Here is a 24,169-nt window from a genome sequence, read left to right on the forward strand (position 1 = left end):
CTCAGGCGTCACCGGCGATCAGGCGTCGCGCTGCTGCGCCCGCAGTGCGCGCTCGACGCCCGCGAGGTGCTCGATGATGATGCGGCGCAGGGCCGGCACCGCCGACTCGTTCGCTGCCAGCCAGGCGCGGCTGGCCTGCGCGAGCTCCTCGCTCGCGAGCACCGCCGGGTACAGGCCCGCCAGCAGCCCCTCGGCCATCTGGTAGGTGCGCGATTCCCAGATCGACCCGATCGCGTCGTGGTAGCGCGCGACCAGGTCGGTGAGGACGGATGCGTCGGTGACGTGCTGCAGGCCGAGGCCCGTGTAGCGCACGATCAGGTTCGACGCGCCCGCCTCGGCGACCGAGGCGAACGCCGCCTCCTTCGCCTCCTTCGTGGGGATGGTGGCGCGGGCGCGGGCGGCGAACTGCCGGCCCGTCGCGGTGTCGTCGCTCGCGAGCTCGGCGGCGATCTCCGCCTCGCCGGCGGCACCGTTGAGCACCAGGCCGTCGAGCAGCTGCCAGCGCAGGTCGCTGTCGATCGCGAGCCCGTCGAGCGTGCGGGTGCCGTCGAGCAGCGACTGCAGCGTCTCGGCGTGCGCGGGGGTCGAGGCGATGCCGGCGAAGGCGCCCACGAACTGGAACTGCGCGTCCGATCCGGCCCCGGCCTTCGAGGCGAGCTTCCAGAGCCGGTCGCCGACCCTCTCGATCGTCTCGGCGCGGCGCGAGGGGTGCACGTAGGTGCGGGCGGCCTGCGTCAGCTGCGCGAGCGCGAGGCGGATGGTGGTGGACTCGGTCTCGGCGCCGATGTTGTCGAGCACGAGGTCGACGTAGTCGCTCGCCGGCGTCTCGCCGTCGCGGGTGGCATCCCAGGCGGCGCCCCACACGAGCGCGCGGGCGAGCGGATCCTCGATCTCGCTGAGGCTCGACAGCGCCGTCTGCATCGAGGCCTCGTCGAGCCGGATCTTCGCGTAGGCGAGGTCGTCGTCGTTGACGAGGATGAGCGCCGGGCGCAGGTGGCCGACCAGCTGCGGCACCGCCGTGAGGGGGCCGTCGACGTCGAGCTCGAGCCGCTCCCTGCGCTGCAGCTTGCCGCGCTTGACGTCGTAGAAGCCGATCGCCAGGCGGTGCGGCCGCAGCGTCGGGTAGTCGGCGGGTGCGGTCTGGGCGATGGCGAAGGCGGTGATGATGCCGTCGTCGTTCACCTCGAGCTCCGGGCGCAGCGTGTTCACGCCGGCGGTCTCGAGCCACAGCTTGCTCCAGTCGCCCAGCTCGCGCCCGCTGGCGGTCTCGAGCTCGGCCAGCAGGTCGGAGAGCTCGGTGTTGCCCCACGCGTGCTTGCCGAAGTAGGCGCCGACGCCCTGCATGAACGACTCCAGCCCCACCCAGGCGACGAGCTGCTTGAGCACCGAGCCGCCCTTGGCGTAGGTGATGCCGTCGAAGTTGACCTGCACGTCGTCGAGGTCGCGGATCTCGGCGACGATCGGGTGCGTCGAGGGCAGCTGGTCCTGACGGTACGCCCAGGTCTTCTCCATCGCCTGGAAGGTCGTCCACGCGCCGGTCCACTCGGTCGCCTCGGCGGTGGCGAGCGTCGAGGCCCACTCCGCGAACGACTCGTTGAGCCACAGGTCGTTCCACCACTTCATGGTGACGAGGTCGCCGAACCACATGTGCGCCAGCTCGTGCAGCACGGTGACGACGCGGCGCTCGCGCATGGCGTCGGTGACCTGGGCACGGAACACGTACGCCTCGGTGAAGGTGACGCATCCGGCATTCTCCATCGCGCCGGCGTTGAACTCCGGCACGAAGAGCTGGTCGTACTTGTCGAACGGGTAGGCGACGCCGAACTGCTGCTCGAAGAAGGCGAAGCCCTTGCGGGTGATGTCGAAGAGGTAGTCGGCGTCGAGGTGCTCGGCGAGCGACGCGCGGCAGAACATGCCGAGCGGGATCACGCGGCCGTCGCTCGAGGTCAGCTCGGAGCGCACGACCGAGTAGGGGCCGGCGACGAGCGCGGTGATGTAGCTCGAGATGCGGGGCGTGGGCTCGAACGACCAGGTGCCGGTGTCGCCGTCGATGACGGGCTCGGGCGAGGGCTGGTTGGAGACGACCTGCCAGGTGGCCGGCGCCGTGACGGTGAAGGCGAAGGTGGCCTTCAGATCGGGCTGCTCGAAGGCGGCGAAGACGCGGCGCGAGTCGGGCACCTCGAACTGCGAGTAGAGGTAGACCTCGCCGTCGACCGGGTCGACGAAGCGGTGCAGGCCCTCGCCGGTGTTGACGTACATCGCGTCGGAGACGACGGTGAGCTCGTTCTCGCTCGCGAGACCGTCGAGCCGGATGCGCACGCCGTCGTTGATGGCGGATGCGTCCAGCTCGCTGCCGTTCAGGGTCACGGCGTGCACGGTGCGGGAGATGTGGTCGATGAAGGTCGACGCGCCCTCCTGCGCGGTGAACCGCACCGTGGTGGTGGAACGGAACACCTCGTCGCCGGTCGTGAGGTCGAGGGCGATGTCGTAGCTCTCGACCTGGACGAGCGCGGCGCGCTCCTGGGCTTCGGCGCGAGTGAGGTTCTCTCCGGGCACGCTGGACTCCTTCGGGCAGTCGTGTTGTGAACAGTGGGTGTGCTGGTCGAACCAGCGTAGTGCCGCCACCTCGGTGATCGAGTAGCGGCCGCAGGCCGCGTATCGAGATCGCGCTCGCGCACCGCTCGATAGGCTCGAGGCATGACTGATACGGCTTCCCAGCAGACCCCGCAGAGCGTGCGGATGTGGTTCGACCCGACGTGCCCGTGGGCGTGGATGACCTCGCGTTGGCTCGGCGAGGTCGCCGACACCCGCGGCTTCGAGGTCGACTGGCAGGTGATGAGCCTGGCGGTGCTCAACGAGGGTCGCGACCTGCCCGCCGCATACGCCGCGATGATGCCGCGCTCGATGCGCATGACGCGCCTGGTCACCGCCGCCAGGGCAGCCGCGGGCGACGCGGCCGTGAAGCCGCTGTACGACGCGCTCGGCGAGCGCATCCACCACCAGAAGCGGAAGGACGACGACGCGCTGATCGCCGAGGCGCTCGCCGAGGCCGGCCTCGACGCCGCACTCGCCGAGGAGACCGACGCGCACGACGCGACCCTGCGCAGTACGCACCAGGCGGCGATCGACCTGGTCGGCGACGACGTCGGCACCCCCGTGATCGCGGTCGACGACGTGGCCTTCTTCGGCCCGGTCATCAGCCCGGCACCGAAGGGGGCGGATGCGCTGCGGCTGTTCGACGGCATCGTCGCGGCCGCGTCGATCGACGGCTTCTTCGAGCTCAAGCGCAGCCGCACCCGCGGCCCGCGGTTCGACGTGCAGGCCGACAGCGACGTGCAGGACGGCGGGGGAGCGGCAGCCTGATGCGCATCCACGTCGCCACCGACCACGCGGGCTTCGAGATGTCGCAGCGGCTCGTCGAGCACCTGGCTGCCAGGGGGCACGAGCCGGTCGACCACGGACCGAGCTCGTACGACGCGGAGGACGACTACCCGTCGTTCTGCATCAGCGCCGCGCGCGCGACCGTGCGCGACCAGCGTGCGGGCGTGGAGGCGCTGGGCGTCGTCTTCGGCGGCTCGGGCAACGGCGAGCAGATGGCAGCCAACAAGGTCGAGGGAGCTCGGGCCGCGCTGGCGTGGAGCCTCGCGACCGCCGAGCTGGCCCGTGAGCACAACGACGCCAACGTCGTGGCGGTCGGTGCCAGGCAGCACTCCGAGGAGGAGATGCTCGCGATCATCGACGCCTTCATCGCGACGCCCTTCTCGGGCGCAGCGCGTCACGCTCGGCGCATCGCGCAGCTGGGGGAGTACGAGACGACGGGCGCCATCGCCGGCCACGAGATCGACTGATGCCGACCGCATCTGCGTCGGAGCGCATCCATGCCTGAGGGCCACTCCGTCCATCGCATCGCGCGCCAGTTCGCGGCGAACTTCGTCGGCAGCACGGCTGCGGTGACGAGCCCGCAGGGCCGCTTCGAGGTGGGCGCCGCCGAGCTGGACGGGCGCGAGGTCACCTCGTCGGAGGCGATCGGCAAGCACCTGCTGCTGGGCTTCGACGGCACGCCGCGGCAACCGGAGCGCGTGCTGCACGTGCACCTGGGCATCTACGGCGCATGGGACTTCGCTGGCGCGATCTCGGTCGACCCGACCATCCTCGCCAGCCGGGCGGCGCTCGGCGCGGCCCGCATGGGCCAGACGGGCATGCGCGGTGCGGGCACGGACGGCGAGAACGAGGAGTCGATCGCCTCGATCGGCGCACCGCGGCTCGCGCGGCTGCGAGCGGGTGAGCACGAGACGCTCAGCGAGCCGGTCGAGTTCCCTCCGGAGCCGGTCGGGCAGGTGCGCGTGCGCATCCTGACCGAGACCGCGGTGGCGGATCTGCGCGGGCCGACCGTCTGCGAGGTGCTCGATCGGACGCAGGTGCGGGCGCTCGCGCAGCGGCTCGGCCCCGACCCCGAGGCGCCCACGGAGTCGCGGGCGAAGGCGGAGGCGCGGTTCGTCGAGCGCGCCTCGCGCTCGAACCAGGCGATCGGGCAGCTGCTGATGGATCAGTCGGTGGTCGCCGGCATCGGCAACGTGTACCGGGCGGAGCTGCTCTTCCGCGCGCGCATCGACCCGCATCGGCCCGGCAGCCGGCTCACGAGCGACGAGCTGCGGGGCCTGTGGCGCGACTGGGTGAAGCTGCTGCGCATCGGCGTCGAGACGGGGCAGATGCTCACGATCGACGGCCTGCGCGGCGCGAAGCGGGCGGCGGCGCTCGCGAATCGTGCCGATCGGCACTGGGTCTACAAGCGCGAGGGGCTGCCGTGCCGCCGCTGCGGCACGCCGATCGCGCTCGAGACGATGCAGGGCCGCAAGCTCTACTGGTGCCCCGGCTGCCAGCTGTAGCGCGCCGGATGCGGCGCGGGGCGCAGATCGCCTGCGCTCGTCGGGCCGGTCCGGTCAGCTCCAGCGGTAGAGCCGTGCCGAGTCGAGGCCGCCCTCGGAGGGGCTGATGATCCACGAGCCGGTGCTCGCTGCGTCGTCGCGGATCGAGACGATCACCTGCACCCGCTGGAAATCGCCGGGCGCGAACTCCCAGGTGCAGCCGAGATCGAGCGGCGCCGCGGCGACGGAGGCGGAGTTCTGATCGGCGACGGGGCCGCCGTCGGGCTGGTAGCCGAACGTCATGTCGAACATCGGGTGCGTGGTGATGACGCCCACGTTCTCGATCTCGAGATCGAGCATGACGAAGCGCTCGCCGGCACGGGGGATCGCGGCGCCGCCGCTCGACTGGCAGCCGAGCGTGGCGAGGCTGTCGGCGGGGTCGGTGGAGCCGGTCGCGGTGATCTCCCACGTGGAGCCGCGGTCGGTGTGGATCGTGACGGTCTCGCCGTAGGCGAAGTCGCCCGGCGGCGTGGTCGGTACGGGCGGGTCGGTCGGCCCGTTCGTCGTCGGCGGGGGAGCGAGGTCGGTGAACACCGGTGTCGCGCTCGCGGGGATCGCGGGATCCTCAGGTGTCGACGCCGGCATCGCGACGCATGCGGCCAGCGTCAGCGCGACGGTCGCGGCCGCCACCAGCGCGGCGCCGAGCCTGCTGGAGCCGCGGCCACGGGGACGGGTGACGATCCTGGACTGCACGCGGTCACGCTACCGGCAGTCGCTGTGAGGCGGACGCGGCGCGATGGCCCGCAGACCCGCGCAGGACCGCACCCGGCCGGCATGCACGCGAACCGCCGCAGGCGTGCGCCCAGCACGCGGTGGGTCCGCACGTGAAGCTAAAGCGGGCGCGAGCTCAGAACGGCGTCGGGCCGTACGTCGGTTCCGCGCTGGCGAGCGCCTCGGCGCCGCCCCACGCGGGTGGAATGTCCTCGGGCTCGGGTGGCGGGTCTGCCAGTCGTGCCGCGTGCGCATCCTCGAGCCGTTGGAAGAGCTCCCGTTGCCGTTTGCGTCGTTCGGAGCGGGTGAGGGGAACGGGCTTCGGTCTGCTGCGCGGCATGTCGGTGAATATGGGCCCCGCGGGTTCGGGCACGTCGTCGATGACATGCCCGATGGGCGAGGTCCAGCGCAGCACGCCGTGCCCGAGCTGCTCGACCTGCCAGCGGGTGTCGTGCTTGATGCCGTGATCGCCGCAGCACAAGTTGGCGAGATTGTCGAGACTGGTAGGGCCGCCCTTGGCGGCGTCTCGCGTGTGGTCGACATCGGCGGTGCGCGCGGGCAGGCCGCAGCCGGGCATGCGGCAGCGCACGTCGCGGGCCTGCAGCAGCCGTCGCTGCGCGGTGGAGGGCCGGTAGGTGTCGACCGTGACGGCGACGCCGGTGACCGGGTCGGTGAACAGCCGCTCCCAGAGGGCACTGTCGCCGGCCAGGCGGCGGGCGGTGTCGGCATCGACGAGCGTATTCCCGTCCAACAGCGCCGGGAACTGCACCGCGCGCAGGGGATCGTCGTCCTGGTACTCGTCCTCCAGCAGCGTGGTGGCTGGGATCGTTATGGCCACGTGTGCCTTGATCGGGCTGATGCCGTGCAGATCCTCGGGCACGACCCCGGCCAGCAGCAGCTCGGTGAGCGCATCGGTGCGGTACTGCTCGAAGGTGCGGGGGTCGTCCTTCGGCTTCTTCTTGGCTGCCTGTGTGGCTCGGTCCATGATCGCGGTCGCCTCGAGGATCGGCAGGTGCAGCAGCAGGTCGCCCATGCCGTCGCCTGCGTCGAACAGGTCGATCCGCCGCTTCTGCCTGGCCGTCTCGTGCCGGATCTGCAGAGGCTCGGTGAGCACGTCGTTGACGATCTGCTTCGCCTTCGAGCCCAGCTGGCTCGTCGAGCAGCGCTCGGCGACCTCGACCAGCTCGGACTCGACCCGCGCCCGCTCGCTGCGCGACACCTCCTGGTCCAACCGCAGCGGCTGCGTCTCGCGCTCGATGATCCACAGATGCCCGGTGGTGATGCGGCCGGCGGCCGCCGCCTCATGCGCGGTGGGCAGCTGCGTGACGATCGCGTGCGCCCGCGCCATCCGGCCGAGGATGCTGCGGCGCGAGACCCCGAGATCGACCGCGACCATCGAGGCCAGCTCCTTGCGGTTCGTCTCGGTGTCGCCGGGCAGGTCGATCGCCCGCTGCATGTGGGCCGCGAGCAACACGCGGCGCTCGCCCTCGATGCGCGCTGTCTGCAGCTCGAGCGCCCGCATGCGCCCAACGAGCGCGTCGTCCTGGCGGAATCGCTCATCGAACGCCGACTCCGGCTCGGCCGGCAGCGGTGGGATCTGCGCACCGGCCTCGACCTGCTCCGGCGTCATGGCGAGCAGGCGCTCGTCGAGCTCTGCGTCGAACGCGTCCAGCTCGTCCTGCAGCTCGTCTGCGGTCTTCCCGTACGGATCGATCGCGCCAGCACGGATCACGGCGATGTAGTGCTCGCCATCGATGCCGCTGAAGTCCATGGCTGCACTCTCGCACGGGCCACTGACACGGCGACGCTGAGCGGCGCGCGCTGGGGAGCATGCGCGCGGTTCGGAAGGAGTGGAGCGGGCGACGGGAATCGAACCCGCGTAATCAGTTTGGAAGACTGAGGCTCTACCATTGAGCTACGCCCGCGCGCCCCGGGCCGTGCAGCACGGGACTGGACGAATCTACCGCATCTGCGGCGACGCATCCGCACCCCTGGCCGGTCGGGCTACGCTCGTGGCGTGCAGCGAAGCATCCCCCATGACCTCATCCTCGGTGGCGCGACCGCCGCCTACCAGATCGAGGGCGCAGCGGCAGAGGACGGCCGACGCCCCAGCATCTGGGATGCGTTCGCGCGCGTTCCCGGCGCGGTGATCGACGGCCATACCGGCGATGTCGCGTGCGACCACTACCACCGCATGCCGCAGGACGTCGCGCTGATGCGCGAGCTCGGCCTGCAGACCTACCGCTTCTCGACCAGCTGGGCGCGCGTGCGGCCCGACGGCGGCGAGCCGAACGCGAAGGGCCTCGACTTCTACTCGCGGCTGGTCGACGAGCTGCTGGGCGCCGACATCCTGCCCTGGCTGACGCTCTACCACTGGGATCTGCCGCAGGCGCTCGAGGAGACCGGCGGCTGGACGAACCGCGACACGGCGCATCGCTTCGTCGACTACGCGCTCACCGTGCGCGAGGCGCTCGGCGACCGGGTGACGAACTGGACGACCTTCAACGAGCCCTGGTGCTCGTCGTTCCTCTCCTACACCGCCGGCGCCCACGCCCCCGGGCGGCAGAGCGTCGAGGCCGGGCTGCAGGCCGGCCACCACCTGCTGCTCGCGCACGGCATGGCCGTCACCGCGCTGCGCGAGGCCGGCGCCGAGCGGCTCGGCATCACCCTCAACTTCCAGCCGGCCGAACCGGTCGACGCCACCAGCGCATCCGACCTCGAGGCCGCGCGGCGGCTCAACGACCAGTACAACCGCTTCTTCGTGCACCCGATCATGCGCGCCGAGTACCCCGAGTCGCTGCTCGCCGACGTCGGCCACCTGGGCCTCGACGCGGTCGTGCAGGAGGGCGACCTCGCGACCATCGCGGCACCCATCGACGTGCTGGGCGTCAACTACTACCACGACGACGCGGTCTCCTACGAGGTGCCGCCGATGCCGCTCGTGAACGACGCGCCGACCGACCGGCCGATCGCGAGCCCCTACCCGGCAGCCGAGGGCGTGCACGCGCACCCGCGCGACCTGCCGACGACGAACATGGGCTGGGAGGTGCAGCCGGCGGGCCTGACCAAGCTGCTGCGGCACCTGCACGACGAGTACACGGGCGCCGCGGGCATCGAGCTGTGGGTGACCGAGAACGGTGCCGCCTACGACGACGAGGTCGTGCTCGAGGGTGATGGGGCGGATGCGTCCACGGGCCGGGCGGCGGATGCGTCGGCCGGCGAGGCGCGCATCCACGATGCGGAGCGGGTCGAGTTCCTGCGCTCGCATGTCGGCGCCGTGCTCGACGCGATCGACGCGGGCGTGCCGGTCAAGGGCTACATGTACTGGTCGCTGCTCGACAATTACGAGTGGGCGTGGGGCTACCACAAGCGCTTCGGCATCGTGCGGGTCGACTACGAGACGCAGGAGCGCACCGTGAAGGACTCGGGGCTCGAGCTGGCGCGCATGATCCGGGAGCGGACGCTCTAGCGGTTCTCGCTGCCGCGCGTGCGCAGGGCGGTGTCGTGCGCCATCGCCCGAGCGATCACCGCAGTCGTGACGCCGAGGATGACCGCTGGCGCCGCCAGCACCCACCCGGCGACGATGCCCTGCGCGAGCAGCGCCGTGATGCCACCGCCGATCGCCCCGAGGGCGGCGAACACGAGCAGATGGACTGCCTCGCTATCGACGCGACGGAGTGCGGTCGCTGCAGCGATGGCGACCGGTACGCCGTAGAGCGTGAGCATCGGCAGACCGAGGAGCACGCCGCCGACGACGCCCATGAGCGCCGCGAACCCCCACATGATGACGCCGATCACGACCGAGCCGGCGAGCACGACGCCGGCCCCGACCAGCCAGCCGAACCTGATGTCGCCTGCCGTCCACTCGTGCTTCGCAGGGTCGCGCCAGCGGGAGCGGTCGTGCAGAGGGTCGGCCGCGGGCTCCGGTCGGGGCTCGGGCGCAGGCTCAGGCGTCGTGTCCGGCGTCGGCTCAGGCATCGTCACGGGAGAGCTCCCTCGCGGCGGCGGTGAGCGCGAGGATGTCGCGCACCTGTCGCCGCAGCAGCGGCACGGCGGTGACCCGGATCGCGCGATCGAGCATCGGGATCGCCTGCTCGACGAGTGCCCGGGTGCGGCGCTGCTCGCGGCTGCGGTCGCTCGTCCACGCCAGCATGCCCGCCATCAGCAGTGCCCAGAGCAGCTCGGGCAGCGCTTCGCGCAGCTGGCGGTCGGCGATGAGGTCGGAGTCGCCGACGACGGTCGTGAAGAGTCCGATCATCTGCTCGCGCGGCGCCCGCGACCGGTCGCCGAAGGGGCTGACGGGGGAATCGTGGGCGATCGCCTGGCCGATGGCCTCGGTCGCGACGCGGTGGAACGGAGCGATCTCATCGAGGGCGATGGCCATCACGACGCGGAGCCGCGCGCCGAAGGCGCGCACCCCCTCGAGCTCGCGGATGGCGCCCCGCTCGATGCGCTCGACCGTCTCGCTGTAGAGCTCGAGCAGCAGATGCTCCTTGGAGGGCAGCGCAAGGTAGATGGTGCCGGGGGAGACACCCGCGCGCTCGGCGATGCCGCGCATCGTCGTCGCGCGCCAGCCGTTCTCGCGCAGTGCATCGAATGCCACAGAGCGGATGCGCGCGGCCGTGCGCGCGCCCTTCGTCGAGCCATCCGCTGTCTTGGTGGACGCATCCGTTGTCGCCATGCATTCAGCATAACTGAACACGTTCAGTTATGGGAGATGGTCGCCAGGAGGAGCTGCCCACCGTGGAGCAGGCTGCTGCCGAGCTCCACTCCTTTCACCACTTGACCACCGGCAGCAGTCGACCCCTTGGAGATCCGTGGACCCGATCGAACAGGTCCACAGATCTCGAACGGGTCCACGGCTCGCGAACGAACTGCTCGAAGGGGTCCACCGATCTCCAACAGGTCCACCGCGCGGTGCAGCGATGGCTCCGACCGCCGGTAGAGTTGCCTGTCGTACGGGAGCGATCCCTACGGGGCGTAGCTCAGCTTGGCTAGAGCGCCCGCTTTGGGGGCGGGAGGTCGCAGGTTCGAATCCTGTCGCCCCGACCACTCGATGCCTTAACTCCCCAGTAGTTTAGCGGAATTTGAGCGGAACGCAACCGTCGATTCAATCACTCGACGCGCTCCGCGTGCCCTAATCGTGGCCACTTACTGGCCACTTTCCGCGACCGGCCGCCACCACGTTCACGCATCTCCACGCGCCGCCCATCGGCTGCCCGGAACCGCAGCGCTGGCATCGCACCGACACGGGCGACACGCCGATGCCGCGAGCTCCCGCAGATGCTCCTGTCGACCCACCGAACAGGAGCAACACATTGAACAAGCCACCGGATGTACTCGACCCGCTGACCGATCTCCGAGCGATTGCAGGCGCGTACCTCACGCAGGAGGACATCGCCTCGATCTGTCGCGTCGCCGTCGGAACAGTGCGCAACTGGCGCTCGCTCGGGATCGGCCCCGCCTACGCGCGCATGAAGCCTCCGCTGTACCGAGCCCGCGACGTCGCGGACTGGATCGACGCAGGTCGGACGAATGCCTAGGCCGGCGCTCAAGCCCGGCGAGTGGGGCAACCTGCACTTCACCCAGCTCGATGACGGCAGGACGCGAGTTCATGCTCGGTGCCGCGGCCTGGATGGCCGGCTCCGCCGTCTGCGCGTGGTCGCTCGCCACGAACGCGAATGCATCGCCCGGCTCGAAGAGGAGAGTGGCCTTCGAATCCCGAAACCGCCGCTGATTCCGAGCGACCGCCCGGACTTGCTCACGCGGGCGTCGACCTTGCACGAGATGGTCGCCTGCTGGCTCGAGTCGGAGTGCCATTCAGGGTCGATCGAGAGCGCCTCGGCGGCATCGATGGCGGGTCACATCCGCAATCACATCGCGGAGACGATCGGCGTGCGGCGGCTGGACGAACTGAACGCCTACCTGCTCGACAGGCACCTGCTGCTCGCACGGCGCCGGTTTAACCCGAGCGTGGTTCGGAGAACGCGCAGCATTCTCATCCGCGCCTTGAGGTTGGCGACGGTCTACGGTCTCATCACCGAGAACTTCGCTGAGTTGACGAGGCCCGTTCGTCTGCCGTCGAATGCGCCGATCGCGCTCAGTCTCGACGACATCGCTCTCGTGCGTGCGCGACTCCGGACGTGGGTAACGGCGGGCCCGAATACCTCGACGGTGAACCCTCGCCAGCTGCGGGCAATCGTCGAGGTCGCGCTCGGGACAGGATTGCGCCTGGGCGAACTACTCGCCTTGAAGGTGAGTGCGATCGACTTCGAATCGGCTCAGCTGTGCGTCGAAGCGACCGTCGCTTGGTCTCCGGAGCGCGGTGTCCGGGTCGAAGAGAGGCTGAAGCGTGCTCGTCAGCGGCGTGTACTGCCGCTGCCGCCATTCGCATTGGCCGCCATCCACGATGCGATCACTTCTCGATCGGTCGACTCGGAACTCGTCTTCGCCGATAGTCGCGGGCGTGTGATCACGTCCAATGCGGCCCGGCAGTCACTTGGCCGCTTCATGCGAGAGACGGACCTCGTGGACGATTTCGAGTCCATCGAGGCCGAAGATTTCAAGTTTAAGACGCTCCGTTCGACCGTCGCAACGCATCTCGCTCGTCAGCTGAGTCTCGAAGACGTGCGGGATCAGTTGGGGCACGCGTCGGTCGCCACCACGGCTCGGTCCTACGTAGCGCCCTTGCCGATGGTCAACCCCGGCAATGGACCCGTGCTTCAGGAACTGTTCGGGCCTGCCGGGACACATGTACGACCGCACGAGGCCGCTGGGATGCGTCGCGAGACTTGATCGCCGCGGTAGCGGAACGACGCCCTCGTCAGCCGCCAGCCGGCTTTCGCCGCGCTGCGGACGTCGGGCACGAAGTCAGTGGCTCACGCGACGATGCATGAGCTTCGCCGGGGTGGCGCGGCGGAGAGGCGAGATGATGCGGGAATGTGGAGTGCACGAGCTCCCGATGAAACTCGGCAAGGGTGATCCGAGGGATCAGTGAAAGGCTTTAGGCGCGCGGTGGCGGTGCACGCAGGGATGCCAGGAGTTGCCTACGCTCGAGGAGCGCGAGCGGCTCCTGCCGCCGACGCCAGACCCGCGGATGGCGAAGCCCTAGCAAATGGGTGAGCATGTCACGGGCGGTACCTCCAGCGGGCGCTGTCGATCGACGCAGATCGGTGTGCCACTTCAAGGCGCGCTTCGCGACGCGTGACGCTGGCGAGGAGGCGGGTCAGCTTGCGCGTCAACCCTTGGCCGGTGAGACAGGATGGACTTGAGGCTGTCGCCTCGCGATCGAGCGCGCTAGGAGAGTTGTCACTGTGGTCAACCACGTAAGTTTCATCTGGAACATCGCCGAGTCGCTGCGGGGGCCGTTCAAGCCGTCGGAGTACGGCTCGGTCGTTCTGCCGTTCACGGTGCTGCGACGACTCGATGCAGTGCTGGCCGACACGAAGCACCAGGTGCTCGAAGCATCGGCCAAGACCGAGCAGCTGCCCGATGTCCTCCGCTACATGAAGCTGACCGAGGCCGCAGGTCACCAGTTCTATAACACGAGCCCGTTCACGATGGCGAAGCTCATCGCCGATCCGCAGGATCTCCGGCAGAACCTCGGCGCGTACCTCGCGGGCTTCTCGACGAACGTCAGAGACATCTTCGATCGGTTCGAGTTCGACAAGACGCTGAACAAGCTGGCCGAGAAGAACAAGCTCTTCGCCGTGACGGAGAAGTTCGCGCAGGCCGACTTCCACCCGAAGACGGTCAGCAATATCCAGATGGGCCTCGTGTTCGAGGAGCTCATCCGGTGGGCGAACGAGCGCTCCAACGAGACCGCTGGCGACCACTACACGCCACGCGAGGTGATCTCGCTGATGGTGCAGCTGCTGTTCGCCACCGACGACGATGCGCTCTCGAAAGCCGGCGTCGTGCGATCCATCTACGACCCCACAGCCGGCACCGGCGGGATGCTCTCGGTCGCCGATGAGCACCTGCGCCGCATGAACCCGGGCATCCAGCTGAGCCTCTACGGGCAGGACTACAACGACGCCTCCTACGCCATCTGCAAGGCCGACATGGTCATCAAGGGGCAGGATGTGGACAACATCCGCCTCGGCGACACCCTCACCGAAGACCACTTCGACGACAAGAAGTTCGACTACGGGCTCTCGAACCCGCCCTTCGGCGTCGACTGGAAGGACCAGCGCGAGTTCGTCGACAACGAGCACAAGCAACTTGGTTTCGTCGGCCGCTTCGGCCCCGGCACGCCCGCGGTCAGCGACGGCGCGATGCTGTTCCTGCTGCACCTGGTGAGCAAGATGCGCCGGCCCGAGGAGGGCGGATCGCGTATGGCGATCGTGCTCAACGGCTCGCCACTGTTCTCCGGCGGCGCGGGTGGCGGCGAGTCGAACATCCGCAAGTGGCTGCTCGAGAGCGACCTGGTCGAGGCGATCATCGGCCTCCCGAAGGACATGTTCTACAACACCGGCATCTCCACCTACATCTGGCTGCTCACCAACCGCAAGACCGATGAGCGCAAGGGCCGGGTGCAGCTCATCGACGGCCGCGAGTTCTTCACCAAGCTGCGCAAGGGCCTCGGCTCCAAGCGCAATGAGTTCTCGACCTCCGACATCGCCACGCTCGTGGGCCTGTACGCAGGCTTCGAAGACAGCGAGCACTCGAAGCTCTTCCGCAACGGGGACTTCCTCTACCGCACCATCACCGTCGAGCGACCGCTGCGCCTCAACTGGCAGGCCACCCCTGAGCGAGTTGACGCCGTGATGGAGCACAAGGCGATCCAGAAGCTGGGTGATGCGGATGCGTCGGCACTGCGGACTGCGCTGGAGTCGTTGGGGGCGGATGCGGTGTGGCAGAACCGAGACGAGTTCCAGAAGGCATTCAAGTCGGCCGCGAAGGCCTCAGGTTTGAAGTTGCCCACGCCGCTACTCAAGACGGTCACGCTTGTTCTCGGCGAGCAGGCCGACACCGCCGACATCTGCCGCGACGCCAAGGGCAACGTCGAGGCGGACGCGTCCCTGCGCGACACCGAGAACGTCCCGTGGGGTGAGGACGTGCGCGAGTACCTTGAGCGTGAGGTGCTGCCTTACGCGCCCGATGCCTGGGTCGACGAGTCGAAGACCAAGGAGGGCGCGGAGATCCCCTTCACCCGCCACTTCTACCGCTACGTTCCGCCCCGCCCGCTCGAAGAGATCGACAACGACCTAGAACGCGTCATGGCCGACCTGCGCGCGATGCTCACCGAGGTCGAGGGATGAGCGTCGGTGGGGGTTTCGGCGACGTGCGTAGCCGCGGCGTCGCATGGGCGCCGGAACTTCCAACGCACTGGAAGACTGCTCCCGCGTGGTCCATTGCGCGACCCGTGCGCCGTCCGCCTGCAGTCGACGATGGCATAGTGACGGCCTTCCGCGACGGTGAAGTCACGTTGCGTAGCCTGCGCCGCTCGGCTGGCTTCACGGAGGCGGTGCAAGAGCACGGGTACCAGGGCGTGCGACGTGGAGAACTCGTGATCCACAGTATGGACGCGTTCGCGGGAGCGATCGGTGTGTCGGACTCAGATGGCAAAATGTCGCCGGTCGCGCACATCTACTCGATCCCGGCAGGCGAGCCTCGGTACTTTGCCCTGCTGCTGCGAATTATGGCGCAGCGCGGATACATTGAGAGTCTGGCCAAGGGTATCCGCGAGCGCTCGACGTCCTTCGATCGGGCGACGTTCCGATCACTTAGGTTGCCCGTCCCGCCGACGGAAGAACAGAGTCGGATCTTGCGTTTTCTGGATCAGGAGACGGCGCAGATCGACGCGTTCATCGCGAAGAACGAGGAACTCGTCGTCCTGCTCGCTGAGCGCCGGGACAGTCTCTGGACCGAACTCTATGACGACGCTGCGACGGCAGGACGACTGGTTCCCGTTCGCAGACTCGTCGCTTCTATCGTGGACGGACCGTTTGGGTCGTCCCTGACTTCGGCCCATTATTCGACTTCTGGCACGCGTGTAATTCGGCTCGGGAACATTGGCGTCAACGAGTTCAAGCCTGCAGACGAGGCGTTCATCAGCACCGAGTACGGCGCACAACTCGCGACCCACGCTGCAAGAGCTGGAGATGTCATCGTGGCTGGCTTGGGCGACGAACGCATGCCGCTTGGCCGCGCTTGCGTGCTGCCTGATATTGGCCCAGCGATCGTCAAAGCTGACTGCTATCGAGTTCGTCCGAATCGATTGGTCTCCGCGGAGTACTTGGCATGGATTCTCTCAGCGCCGCCCACGCGCGGCCAGATGCGCTTGCTTGCCAGGGGCACGACGCGGTTGAGGTTGAACACATCTGTGGTGCGAGACGTGCGAGTTCCCGTCCCAAGTGCGAGTCTCCAAGCGGAGCTGGTAGCGCGTTTCGGGGGACGCTCCGACAAGATTGACACAGCGATGAGCAAGGCGAAGCACGGTATTGAACTCGCTCGCGAGCGGCGGGCCGCGCTGATTTCGGCTGCGGTGACAGGGGAGATCGACGTGGGGATGGCGGTATGAGCGGCATTGGTGGCGCGCACCTCGAGCAGGTGCTGGAGACGGAGATCGCCGAGCACCTTGCTGCCAACGGCTGGTTCTATTCGCCCACCGACGTTGGCTTCGACAAGGCGCTCGCGCTGCTGCCGGAGGATGTGCTCGGGTGGGTGGCTGATTCGCAGCCTGACGAGTACGCGAAGGTGGTGCGCGCATCCGACACCGAGGCGCAGCAGGCGGCCGCGAAAGCCGATCTGCTACGCCGGCTGGGGAAGGCGCTCGACAACGATCCGTTCAAGCACGGCGGCACCCTGCGCATCCTGCGTGAGGGTTTCAGCTACGTGCCTATGCACGGCGGAGCGGTCAAGCTGGCGATGGCGCAGTTCCGGCCGGCGACTGGCAACAACCCAGCGACGCTGGAGAAGTACACGCTGAATCGCGTGCGGGTAATGCGGCAGGTGCGCTACTCGACGAAGAACCCGAACAAGGCGCTCGACCTGGTGCTGTTCGTCAATGGCATCCCGGTGGCGACGGTAGAACTGAAGACCGACTTCACGCAGCCGATCGCGAACGCCGTCGACCAATACCGCTTCGACCGGGCGACGGCCGGCGAGCCGCTGTTCGCCTTCGGCCGACGCTCGCTCGTGCACTTCGCCGTCTCAAACAGCGAGGTGCGGATGACGACGAAGCTGGCGGGGGAGAAGACGCGGTTCCTCCCGTTCAACCGCGGCGACGACCAGGGTGCTGGAAATCCGCCCAACCCATCCGGATCTGCCTCATCGTATTTCTGGGAGGAGACGCTGCAGCGCGACACGTGGCTGCAGATCATCGGCTCGTTCATGCACACGCAGGTCGATGTGGAAGTCGACCCGGACACGGGCAAGAAGCACCGCAGCGAGAAGGTGCTGTTCCCGCGCTACCACCAGTGGCGGGCGGTGACGCGGCTGGTCGAGGCGGCGCGCACAGAGGGGTCGGGCAACCGGTACCTGGTGCAGCATTCGGCGGGCTCTGGCAAGACGAACTCGATCTCGTGGCTCGCGCACCAGCTCTCACAGCTGCACGACGACCTGAACCAGAAGGTGTTCGACACGGTCGTGGTGGTTACTGACCGCACGGTGCTCGACAAGCAGCTGCAGGATGCAATCGGGCAGTTCGAGAAGTACGCAGGAGTGGTGCAGTCGATCACTCGTGATGGGGGCGAGTCGAAGTCGGCCGAGCTCGGGGCGGCGCTGACGGGCGGCAAGCAGATCGTGATCGTGACGATCCAGACGTTCGAGGCGCTCATCACGCTTATCGATTCGAAGCCCGAACTGCAGGGTCGACGATTCGCCGTGATTGCCGACGAGGCGCATTCGTCGCAGACCGGCTCGACAGCGGGAGCACTGGCGAAGATCCTGTCGCCCGACGAGCAGGCGGCGGTCGCCGAGGGCGCGGAGATCGACTCGGAGACCTTCCTGCGATGGGCGATGGAGGTCACCGCGGATGCGCCGAACATCTCCTACTTCGCTTTCACGGCGACACCAAAGGCCAAGACGCTGGAGATCTTCGGCCGGGTGCCCGACGGTCGTGACCTGCCCGAGCCGTTCGACCTGTACTCGATGCAACAGGCGATCGAGGAGGGCTTCATCCTCGACGTGCTGCAGAACTACACGCCGTACAAGGTCGCCTGGCGGCTGCAGCACGAGGGCGCGGACTACGACGGCAGCGGGGAGGTCGACGAGTCGACCGCGGTGAAGGCTCTGGTGCAGTACGTGCGCTTGCACCCGACGAACATCAGCCAGAAGGCGAAGATCGTCGTCGACCACTTCCGTGCCTTCGCGCAGCCGCTACTGGAGGGAAAAGCGAAGGCGATGGTCGTCACCGGCTCCCGCAAGGAAGCGGTGCGGTGGAAGAAGTACCTCGACAAGTACGTCGCCGACGCGCACATCCAGGGCGTGAAGGCGCTGGTCGCGTTCTCCGGCACCGTGGACGACCCCGAGGACGTGGGCGAGGGGCTGACGGAGAAGACCCAGAACCCGGGCCTGTGGACCTCGGATCTCGCGGCGGCTTTCAAGCCCACGACCTACAACGTGATGATCGTGGCGGAGAAGTTCCAGACCGGCTTCGACCAGCCAAGATTGGTCGCCATGTACGTCGACCGGCGACTCGGCGGCGTGCAGGCAGTGCAGACGCTCTCGCGACTGAACCGCACGCATCCGGGCAAAGACAAGACCTTCGTGCTCGACTTCGTGAACGAGCCAGAAGAGATCCGCGAGGCGTTCCTGCCGTACTACCGGAAGGCGACGCTGACGGCGACGACCGACCCGAATCTGATCTACGACCTCGTCACCAAGCTCGACAGCGCAGGCATCTACACGCTGGCCGAGGTCGAGCAGGCGTTCGATGCAGCGTTGGCGGGTGGGGTGAAAGTGAACAGCGCGCTCTCCGGTGCGACCAGACCGGCCGTTGACCGCTTCAAGAAGCGCTGGTTCGACGCGGTGACGGATGCGGACAAGGGCAAGCAGGAAGAACTGCAACTGTTCAAGGCCGACGCCGGCCAGTTCGTGAAGTTCTACGACTTCATCTCGCAGGCGCGCAACCTCCAGGACACCGACCTGCCCCGCCGCCACTTCTTCCTGCGTCGCATCCTGCCGCAGTTGCACACCTCAACGTACGAAGAACCAGTCGACATTTCGCAGGTGCAGCTCGCCGGCTACACCATCACCGCCGGCGAAGCAGTGAAACTCGCGCTCGAGGAGGGCGTCGGCCTCGACCCGATCACCGCGATCGGCTCCGGTGGGATCCACGAGCGACACCGGAGCGCGCTTGAGGAGATCATCGGCAAGCTCAACGATCGGTTCGCTGGCACCTACGGTCCGGCGGTACCGCGCTTGATGGTGAACCACATCATGGGTGAGCTGGCCGTCGACTACGACCTTGCCCGTCAGGCCGAGGTCAACACACCCCACCAGTTCGCTGAGTCTCCGGCACTGCCGAAGGCCTTCGCGAAGGCCGTCGTGAAGGTGCGCGACGAGACGCCACAGTTCGTCGACGACATGCTGAGCGACAGCGTGCTGTACACCGAACTCAGCAAGGCGTTGCCGGCGATGCTGTACGAGTTCCTTGCCCAACGAGCACGCTAACGGCGCACCGGATGGAGAACGCGATGCCGCTAAATACGGAGTGGGCGATCGGTGAACTCGATCGCTTCCTAGAACTCACCGACGGCTCATTTCAAGGAGATCCCGAGGACATGGGCGTTTGGTTCGTAGCCAACGGCAACCAGGACCAGATAGTCGCCCAGTGGGCCGTGGCCCGGCGAATCCTTTTGCGTATGTCTCCCGACTGGGTGCTCAGTGATGAGCCAGTCTCCGCCTACGAGCCTGAGTGGAAGAGACAGCGGGAAGCCGTATTGGAGGCGCAGGCCTTGTTGTCTCGAAAGCGTGAGATCGACGAGAATCTGGGGGACAAGGCTCCCAGCCTGTCCGCGTCAGGATTTCACCCATGGGTGTGGGAGGGCGCGCGGGCGCTCTGGCAGTCGGGTTACTACCGTTCGGCAGTCGAGGACGCAGCGAAAAAGGTCAACGCAGAAACGCAGAACAAGCTTGGCCGTCGTGACGTGAGCGAAGCCGAGCTGTTCAAGTTCGCGTTCTCCGAGGACCTTCCTCGGGTAGGCGGTGCCCGTCTGCGTCGCATGGCCCCGGAGCCAGGCAACAAGACGTACGCGTCTATGCAACGGGGTGCCCGAACATTGGCGGAAGGAATCTATGCGGGCATCCGTAATCCGCTCGGACACGCGGATCCCGCTGATCTCGACGAGCAGGTCGCTCTCGAGTATTTGGCAGCGCTCAGTATTCTGGCTCGCTGGGTCGACCAATCTCTCGTGGACTCCGTCTAGATCAGGACTCAGCTGGCAGTGCAGACCGGGTGTCTGTGACAGGCGGCCCGAACTGATCGCGGTGTCCGGGGTGAGGGATCGGTTTACGGGTTCCTCCTCGCCGAGGCAAACGGCGCGGGCTCGCTCTCGCTCTCGCTTGCCGTGCTTCACTGGTGCCGAACCGAAACGCGTTTGAGTAGGTGAATGTGGCTGGCGTAGTTGACCTGATCGATAGTCGTGCTGTGACGGTGGAGCTGCTATCAAGACCGCTCGACTGGCGAGTACGTGTCGTCGAAGAGATAGTGGTGGAGTCAGCCACGTCCTGCCTGCGTAGCCGCTCGCTCCAAGTCTCTCCGCTTCGGCGCTTATTACGGCGTCACGTTCGTCGCAACGCCACGCACGCGTTGCTCGCCATGAATGTTGCTCCAATGCCCCGAGGACCGCTGCTCGACTTCAGTGTGGAGGGCCCGGAAGGATCCGGTTGGCTCCTCCCGCGCGTCGAAATCGCCGAGAGGCAAGCGCTGTATCTTGAATCGCTGGCAAAGCAGATCCGGCTGGAGACGAGTCCACAACTGCACGGACTGCTTGTGGCGATATGCGGGTTCACGGGGGAGTGGATCGGCGATTCTCTAGATCGGGCGACGCTGGAACGCTATCTGGAACTTGGGGTCGGAGAGGTCCTCCCCAAGGATGCGGTAGCCGCATGGCGAGAAGTGGCAGATGCGTGCCGAGCCGTGTTGAGACCCTTCTTGGACGTGTTCAAGGGATACTCCGCTCCTGAAGATCCAGCGCTCGTCATTCCTGAAATACTTGAAGCTGGCGTCATCAGCAACTTCGACGAGGCTACGGCCCTACTAGGCGAGTATCGCGAGCTCATTGAACGGTTGCACAGGCATCATCGAGAACACGATGGCTCCCCGGGTCTCGAGTTCCTGCGATCGCTCGCTGACTACGCGAATCACTTCGACTTGATGGTTGCGCTCAAGGTGCCGCTGGACGAGCCATTCCTCGTGAAGATTGAGGATCGTCGGGCGCTGAAGCTAACGGCACTTCGAAACACAGGGGATCAAGAGCTTGTAGTCGCGGACGCGCAAACGAACCATGTCACGTTTAAGGTGCCCGACCCGAACGTGCGGATTGCTGCTTTTTCGGCGCGCGTTCCTGGCAGTCCGGCGTTCGCGCAGGGCGCGTTTCATGCGAGGGAGGATGAGCAAGGCGTCTCGCTATATGCGCATGAAACCGAACGCGACTACCGCATCAGGCTCGTATTCAAGTTGGCGCCCCTCGCGCGACTGCGCGTCGTCCCGTGGTTCGCGAGTTTGCTGCTCTTCCTATTGACGGCGGCTCTGTTGGTGGATCAGCCGACCGACTTACGTACGTTGGCGCTCATTACTGGTCCAGCGGCGCTCGGGGCTTCGATTCTGCTGGTCCGCGAGGCTTCGACCCTCGGGTCACGACTGCGACTGTTGGCCTCGGTCGCTGTGCTCGTGGCTCTTACGTGCCTGACACTCGCGTCCGTGTGGCTGTTCGTGATCGGGATGCTGGACGCCTCGGGCGCTGACCAGGTCAAATACCTTCGAAGTTAGCCGGCCGGGACAGCGACGTCGCGCCCGGCGCAGGCAGCGTGGCATCGCATGATGTCCGCGGCCAGTACTAATCTGCTGACAGGAGGCACGATGGCTAAGAACACAGGACGTGGCGCCCGGCAGGGCGCGGTGACTGGACGGTCCCAGGTGCGGACCGCCTCTGGCACGTGGGCTAAGCGCAACACCTCGACCGGTAGATTCATCCAGGTGAAGGCAACGGGCGGCAGCTTCAAGGGCGTTCGCAAGGAAAAGTAATTGGAGGGGTCTTGAGCCTGAGCCAGTTGACGAGTTCCTCAAGGTGTCACGCCGAAGTAGCGCGTGCGCGTTCCATTTGATTCGCGGTTTCCGATAGCGACCGCCGAGTCTTGCATCCGGGTAGAGCCTGCTCCAGACACTGCTTCGCTAGCAGCGACTCACCGTCGGCGCCGAGCGGGCGCATCCCGCGGGCCCGCCTCGGGAGGCCGCCCGCGGTCATGCCGACCTGGTCAGGTCGCTTCTCTCGCGAGTCGGAGAGGCGAACCACAGCCAGCGCCGCCGCTCAACAGGGTAGGCGTCGAGTCGCGACCACCACCTTCCGCTCGAGTCCCGGAAGAGCACCTCGATAGCTAAGGGCTCACGGCTGTGCTCGCATTCAGGGATCAAGAATTCAACTTCCCAAACGCTCTTTGGTTCGGCGACATCGATCCATTCCGTAGCGCAAATGGGGCCAGCAGGGGTGTCGTCGAGTGCGACCCGCAGACGGAGGGGGCCAACGATCTCCTCGCTCCTGTTGTGAACTTGGACGTGGTGAGTGGTGTGATCGTGAAGGAGGCGGAAAACTTGATCGCCGTCGGGGTACTCAGTCTCCGCGGGTTCGACGCCTATCGAGTCGAACAGATAGATGTGAGAGACACGTTTGCCTTTAGGTAACACCTGAGTCGCGTACGAACGTGAATAAACCTTGCGAGCCTGCTCCTCGCGTCGCACCCTCGCGTTCGAAGCGTATGTGCGGACCGCGACGATGAGAGCGATCAACCCGCCGATCGCGACCAGCCAATTTCGCAGTGGCTCCCAGAGCGGCCATGTCCACACGTCCCACGCCGATACAGCAGTCCAATCGATCCCCACCTTCGCACGCTACCCACCGGAAGGCGAGTCGGGGCGCAGGCTCGGCGAGCGGCCCCACTCAGCTCGTGGTCGAACAGTGCCATCGACTGGCAGCTTCGGTGCGCAGCCCGGGCATCAAGTGGAGCGCTGCCCCTGCTGCGAAGATTCCGATGTGGCCGCAGCGGGCGTTCCATCGGCCCGGACGCCGTCGCACAACGGCTACGCGCTGCGTGTCGCAAACGATCGTTTGTGTGACAGGCGCGGGCCTATCGCGTTTGAGGCGCACAGCTTGAGATCTGCGTCTCTCAGAATTGCCTCTCACAATCAACCTCTCAGCTGGCTGCTTGGTGCACGAGTTGTGGAACCCGTGGACCTGCCGAGTCGGCCTGCTCCACCGCGTGAGACTTGCTGCATTGGCGACCACAGGCTCGCCGATCGTTTACGAGTGATAATGAGCGCTATCGCGCTCCAACCGCGGGCGCGCGGTCGCCATTGCGCGCCTCCCATGTCTAGCCTTGTCCCATCTGAGGAGCGAGTTTGGAGGGGGAAGCGATACGGGGCCATCACGCCGCGACCCGGCGAGCATCGGCGTCGGCACGCGGCTTGACAGCGTGATTGCCGTGGCGGGCGACTGATACCGCAACCTTCACGCCGTCACGCAGATGCTCACTCGAATCGCTAGGGACCGCCCCGACGGGCGCGTGGTGCAACAGGTAAGGGGCTACGGCCTTTGGCCAGGCCGAGCCGGCCGGAAACAGTCATTACCGCCGATTCCGAAGGGCCTTCTCATGGTGACTCATACCGTCGTGAAAGGCCTGTGCAAGCGCCAGGCGTCGCCGCATCTGTAGGTCGGTCCCGCGCTGAGGGCCGTCAAGAGTGCGCGTCAATGCCTCGCGACCAAGCGGTTCGGCCATGACAAGAAGCGGCAGGAGTCCCGCCCGGGCCTGCCTCAGCTGCGAGGTTGCGGCCTCAAGAGAAAGCTCTCGTCGGTCAGTGATTGGCGCGCGGCCAGCCTTGCGAAGCTCCGCTCGATCTTGGACTTGGCGGAGTGGTGAGCCGGGTCGAGCCGCTCCAAGCTTTGAAAGCGCTTCCTGCGAGCACAACTCGCTGATGATGAATAGTAGTTCCGTCGCCGCAGCCGCCGCTTCTGCCGTCGCGCCCGCTTGTTCTCGTCGCTGGCGAGAGAATGACCAGGCACCAGTCCAATCTAACGTGGGCAAGTCATCAAACCGGTTCGAAACGTGTGCTTCCCACTGGGCCAGAGTTTGCATGCGCGATTGTATGCACAATTTCGGCTCTCCTGACGTACCTGTGGGTCAGTTTCGGCCTGGGAGGGTGGGGCGGTGGCCGCCGAGGTTGAGCAGGGCGAGGGCGATCAGGGCTTCGGGTGATTTGAAGCCGTATGCCATCCGGGTGATGAGTCGGATCTTGGTGTTGGTCGACTCGATGAGGCCGTTGGAGAGGTTGTGCTCGATCGCGGCGAGGATCCGTGCCCGGTGTTTGACGA

General features: G+C 67.0%; 18 protein-coding genes and 2 tRNA genes. 13 read left to right on the forward strand and 7 right to left on the reverse strand.

What is annotated here, in order from left to right; translation table 11 throughout:
• Positions 1–18: 18 nt before the first annotated feature.
• Positions 19–2,556, reverse strand: coding sequence for an aminopeptidase N (pepN, locus tag J1M46_RS03000; RefSeq protein ID WP_206446468.1), 2,538 nt, complete (start codon positions 2,554–2,556; stop codon positions 19–21).
• Positions 2,557–2,697: 141 nt separating this feature from the next.
• Between pepN and J1M46_RS03005 the strand changes: the two genes are divergently transcribed.
• The 3 genes from J1M46_RS03005 to J1M46_RS03015 are packed head-to-tail and all read left to right on the forward strand — an operon-like array spanning position 2,698 to position 4,886.
• A complete protein-coding gene (locus J1M46_RS03005) occupies positions 2,698–3,363 on the forward strand; it encodes a DsbA family protein (RefSeq protein WP_206446469.1) in 666 nt (221 codons plus the stop codon).
• Complete coding sequence (locus tag J1M46_RS03010; protein ID WP_206446470.1) at positions 3,363–3,848, forward strand: ribose-5-phosphate isomerase; 486 nt, start codon at positions 3,363–3,365, stop codon at positions 3,846–3,848. Before J1M46_RS03005 ends, J1M46_RS03010 begins: the two co-directional genes overlap by 1 nt.
• Positions 3,849–3,878: 30 nt before the next feature.
• Positions 3,879–4,886: an Fpg/Nei family DNA glycosylase gene (locus J1M46_RS03015; RefSeq protein ID WP_206446471.1), complete on the forward strand. Its 1,008-nt coding sequence runs from the start codon at positions 3,879–3,881 to the stop codon at positions 4,884–4,886.
• 54 nt (positions 4,887–4,940) lie between these two features.
• Here the strand turns inward: J1M46_RS03015 and J1M46_RS03020 are convergent, their stop codons facing one another.
• The 3 genes from J1M46_RS03020 to J1M46_RS03030 all read right to left on the reverse strand — a co-directional run bounded on the left by J1M46_RS03020 (position 4,941) and on the right by J1M46_RS03030 (position 7,561).
• The gene (locus J1M46_RS03020; RefSeq protein WP_206446472.1) at positions 4,941–5,618 is read right to left on the reverse strand and encodes a hypothetical protein; all 678 of its coding nucleotides are present in this window, start codon (positions 5,616–5,618) and stop codon (positions 4,941–4,943) included.
• A gap of 154 nt (positions 5,619–5,772) precedes the next feature.
• On the reverse strand, positions 5,773–7,407 hold the full coding sequence (locus J1M46_RS03025; protein WP_206446473.1) for an HNH endonuclease signature motif containing protein: 1,635 nt from the start codon (positions 7,405–7,407) through the stop codon (positions 5,773–5,775).
• Positions 7,408–7,487: 80 nt separating this feature from the next.
• A tRNA-Gly gene (locus J1M46_RS03030) sits at positions 7,488–7,561 on the reverse strand.
• Positions 7,562–7,653: 92 nt separating this feature from the next.
• On the opposite strand from J1M46_RS03030, the gene J1M46_RS03035 reads away from it, so the two are divergent.
• Entirely contained in the window at positions 7,654–9,105 is a 1,452-nt protein-coding gene (locus J1M46_RS03035) for a GH1 family beta-glucosidase (RefSeq protein ID WP_206446474.1), read from the forward strand.
• Here the strand turns inward: J1M46_RS03035 and J1M46_RS03040 are convergent.
• The gene (locus J1M46_RS03040; RefSeq protein ID WP_206446475.1) at positions 9,102–9,620 is read right to left on the reverse strand and encodes a hypothetical protein; all 519 of its coding nucleotides are present in this window, start codon (positions 9,618–9,620) and stop codon (positions 9,102–9,104) included. The genes J1M46_RS03035 and J1M46_RS03040 overlap by 4 nt on opposite strands.
• Complete coding sequence (locus J1M46_RS03045) at positions 9,607–10,317, reverse strand: TetR/AcrR family transcriptional regulator (protein WP_206446476.1); 711 nt, start codon at positions 10,315–10,317, stop codon at positions 9,607–9,609. The genes J1M46_RS03040 and J1M46_RS03045 overlap by 14 nt, the downstream gene beginning before the upstream one ends.
• Before the next feature lie 293 nt (positions 10,318–10,610).
• On the opposite strand from J1M46_RS03045, the gene J1M46_RS03050 reads away from it, so the two are divergent.
• The 9 genes from J1M46_RS03050 to J1M46_RS03090 all read left to right on the forward strand — a co-directional run bounded on the left by J1M46_RS03050 (position 10,611) and on the right by J1M46_RS03090 (position 22,485).
• Positions 10,611–10,688 (forward strand) — tRNA-Pro (locus J1M46_RS03050).
• A 266-nt stretch (positions 10,689–10,954) separates the two neighbouring features.
• Positions 10,955–11,179 carry a helix-turn-helix domain-containing protein gene (locus J1M46_RS03055; RefSeq protein WP_206446477.1) on the forward strand — a complete coding sequence of 75 codons (225 nt, stop codon included), beginning with the start codon at positions 10,955–10,957 and terminating at the stop codon, positions 11,177–11,179.
• Positions 11,180–11,294: 115 nt separating this feature from the next.
• Positions 11,295–12,431, forward strand: a complete 1,137-nt coding sequence (locus tag J1M46_RS03060) for a tyrosine-type recombinase/integrase (protein WP_206446478.1) — start codon at positions 11,295–11,297, stop codon at positions 12,429–12,431.
• Between the two features lie 518 nt (positions 12,432–12,949).
• Complete coding sequence (locus J1M46_RS03065) at positions 12,950–14,899, forward strand: N-6 DNA methylase (RefSeq protein WP_206446479.1); 1,950 nt, start codon at positions 12,950–12,952, stop codon at positions 14,897–14,899.
• Between the two features lie 137 nt (positions 14,900–15,036).
• Positions 15,037–16,161: a restriction endonuclease subunit S gene (locus J1M46_RS03070; protein ID WP_206446480.1), complete on the forward strand. Its 1,125-nt coding sequence runs from the start codon at positions 15,037–15,039 to the stop codon at positions 16,159–16,161.
• Positions 16,158–19,256, forward strand: a complete 3,099-nt coding sequence (locus tag J1M46_RS03075) for a type I restriction endonuclease subunit R (protein ID WP_206446481.1) — start codon at positions 16,158–16,160, stop codon at positions 19,254–19,256. Before J1M46_RS03070 ends, J1M46_RS03075 begins: the two co-directional genes overlap by 4 nt.
• 11 nt (positions 19,257–19,267) lie before the next feature.
• Positions 19,268–20,011, forward strand: a complete 744-nt coding sequence (locus tag J1M46_RS03080) for a TIGR02391 family protein (RefSeq protein WP_241248992.1) — start codon at positions 19,268–19,270, stop codon at positions 20,009–20,011.
• A gap of 221 nt (positions 20,012–20,232) precedes the next feature.
• Positions 20,233–21,576, forward strand: coding sequence for a hypothetical protein (locus J1M46_RS03085; RefSeq protein WP_206446482.1), 1,344 nt, complete (start codon positions 20,233–20,235; stop codon positions 21,574–21,576).
• A 621-nt stretch (positions 21,577–22,197) separates the two neighbouring features.
• Entirely contained in the window at positions 22,198–22,485 is a 288-nt protein-coding gene (locus J1M46_RS03090) for a hypothetical protein (protein ID WP_206446483.1), read from the forward strand.
• A 1,493-nt stretch (positions 22,486–23,978) separates the two neighbouring features.
• Here J1M46_RS03090 and J1M46_RS03095 read toward each other — a convergent pair.
• On the reverse strand, positions 23,979–24,169 hold a 191-nt coding region (locus J1M46_RS03095; protein WP_206445645.1), incomplete at its 5' end, for a transposase.

The organism is Agrococcus sp. KRD186, from assembly GCF_017168255.1.
In the GTDB taxonomy this organism is placed as follows: domain Bacteria; phylum Actinomycetota; class Actinomycetes; order Actinomycetales; family Microbacteriaceae; genus Agrococcus.

What these genes read in the sequence shown, in the direction of transcription:
- J1M46_RS03005 (WP_206446469.1), top strand. Translation starts at nt 2,698, where the DNA reads ATGACTGATACGGCTTCCCAGCAGACCCCGCAGAGCGTGCGGATGTGG.
- J1M46_RS03010 (WP_206446470.1), top strand. Translation starts at nt 3,363, where the DNA reads ATGCGCATCCACGTCGCCACCGACCACGCGGGCTTCGAGATGTCGCAG.
- J1M46_RS03015 (WP_206446471.1), top strand. Translation starts at nt 3,879, where the DNA reads ATGCCTGAGGGCCACTCCGTCCATCGCATCGCGCGCCAGTTCGCGGCG.
- J1M46_RS03045 (WP_206446476.1), bottom strand. Translation starts at nt 10,317, where the DNA reads ATGGCGACAACGGATGCGTCCACCAAGACAGCGGATGGCTCGACGAAG.
- J1M46_RS03075 (WP_206446481.1), top strand. Translation starts at nt 16,158, where the DNA reads ATGAGCGGCATTGGTGGCGCGCACCTCGAGCAGGTGCTGGAGACGGAG.
- J1M46_RS03025 (WP_206446473.1), bottom strand. Translation starts at nt 7,407, where the DNA reads ATGGACTTCAGCGGCATCGATGGCGAGCACTACATCGCCGTGATCCGT.
- J1M46_RS03080 (WP_241248992.1), top strand. Translation starts at nt 19,268, where the DNA reads ATGGAGAACGCGATGCCGCTAAATACGGAGTGGGCGATCGGTGAACTC.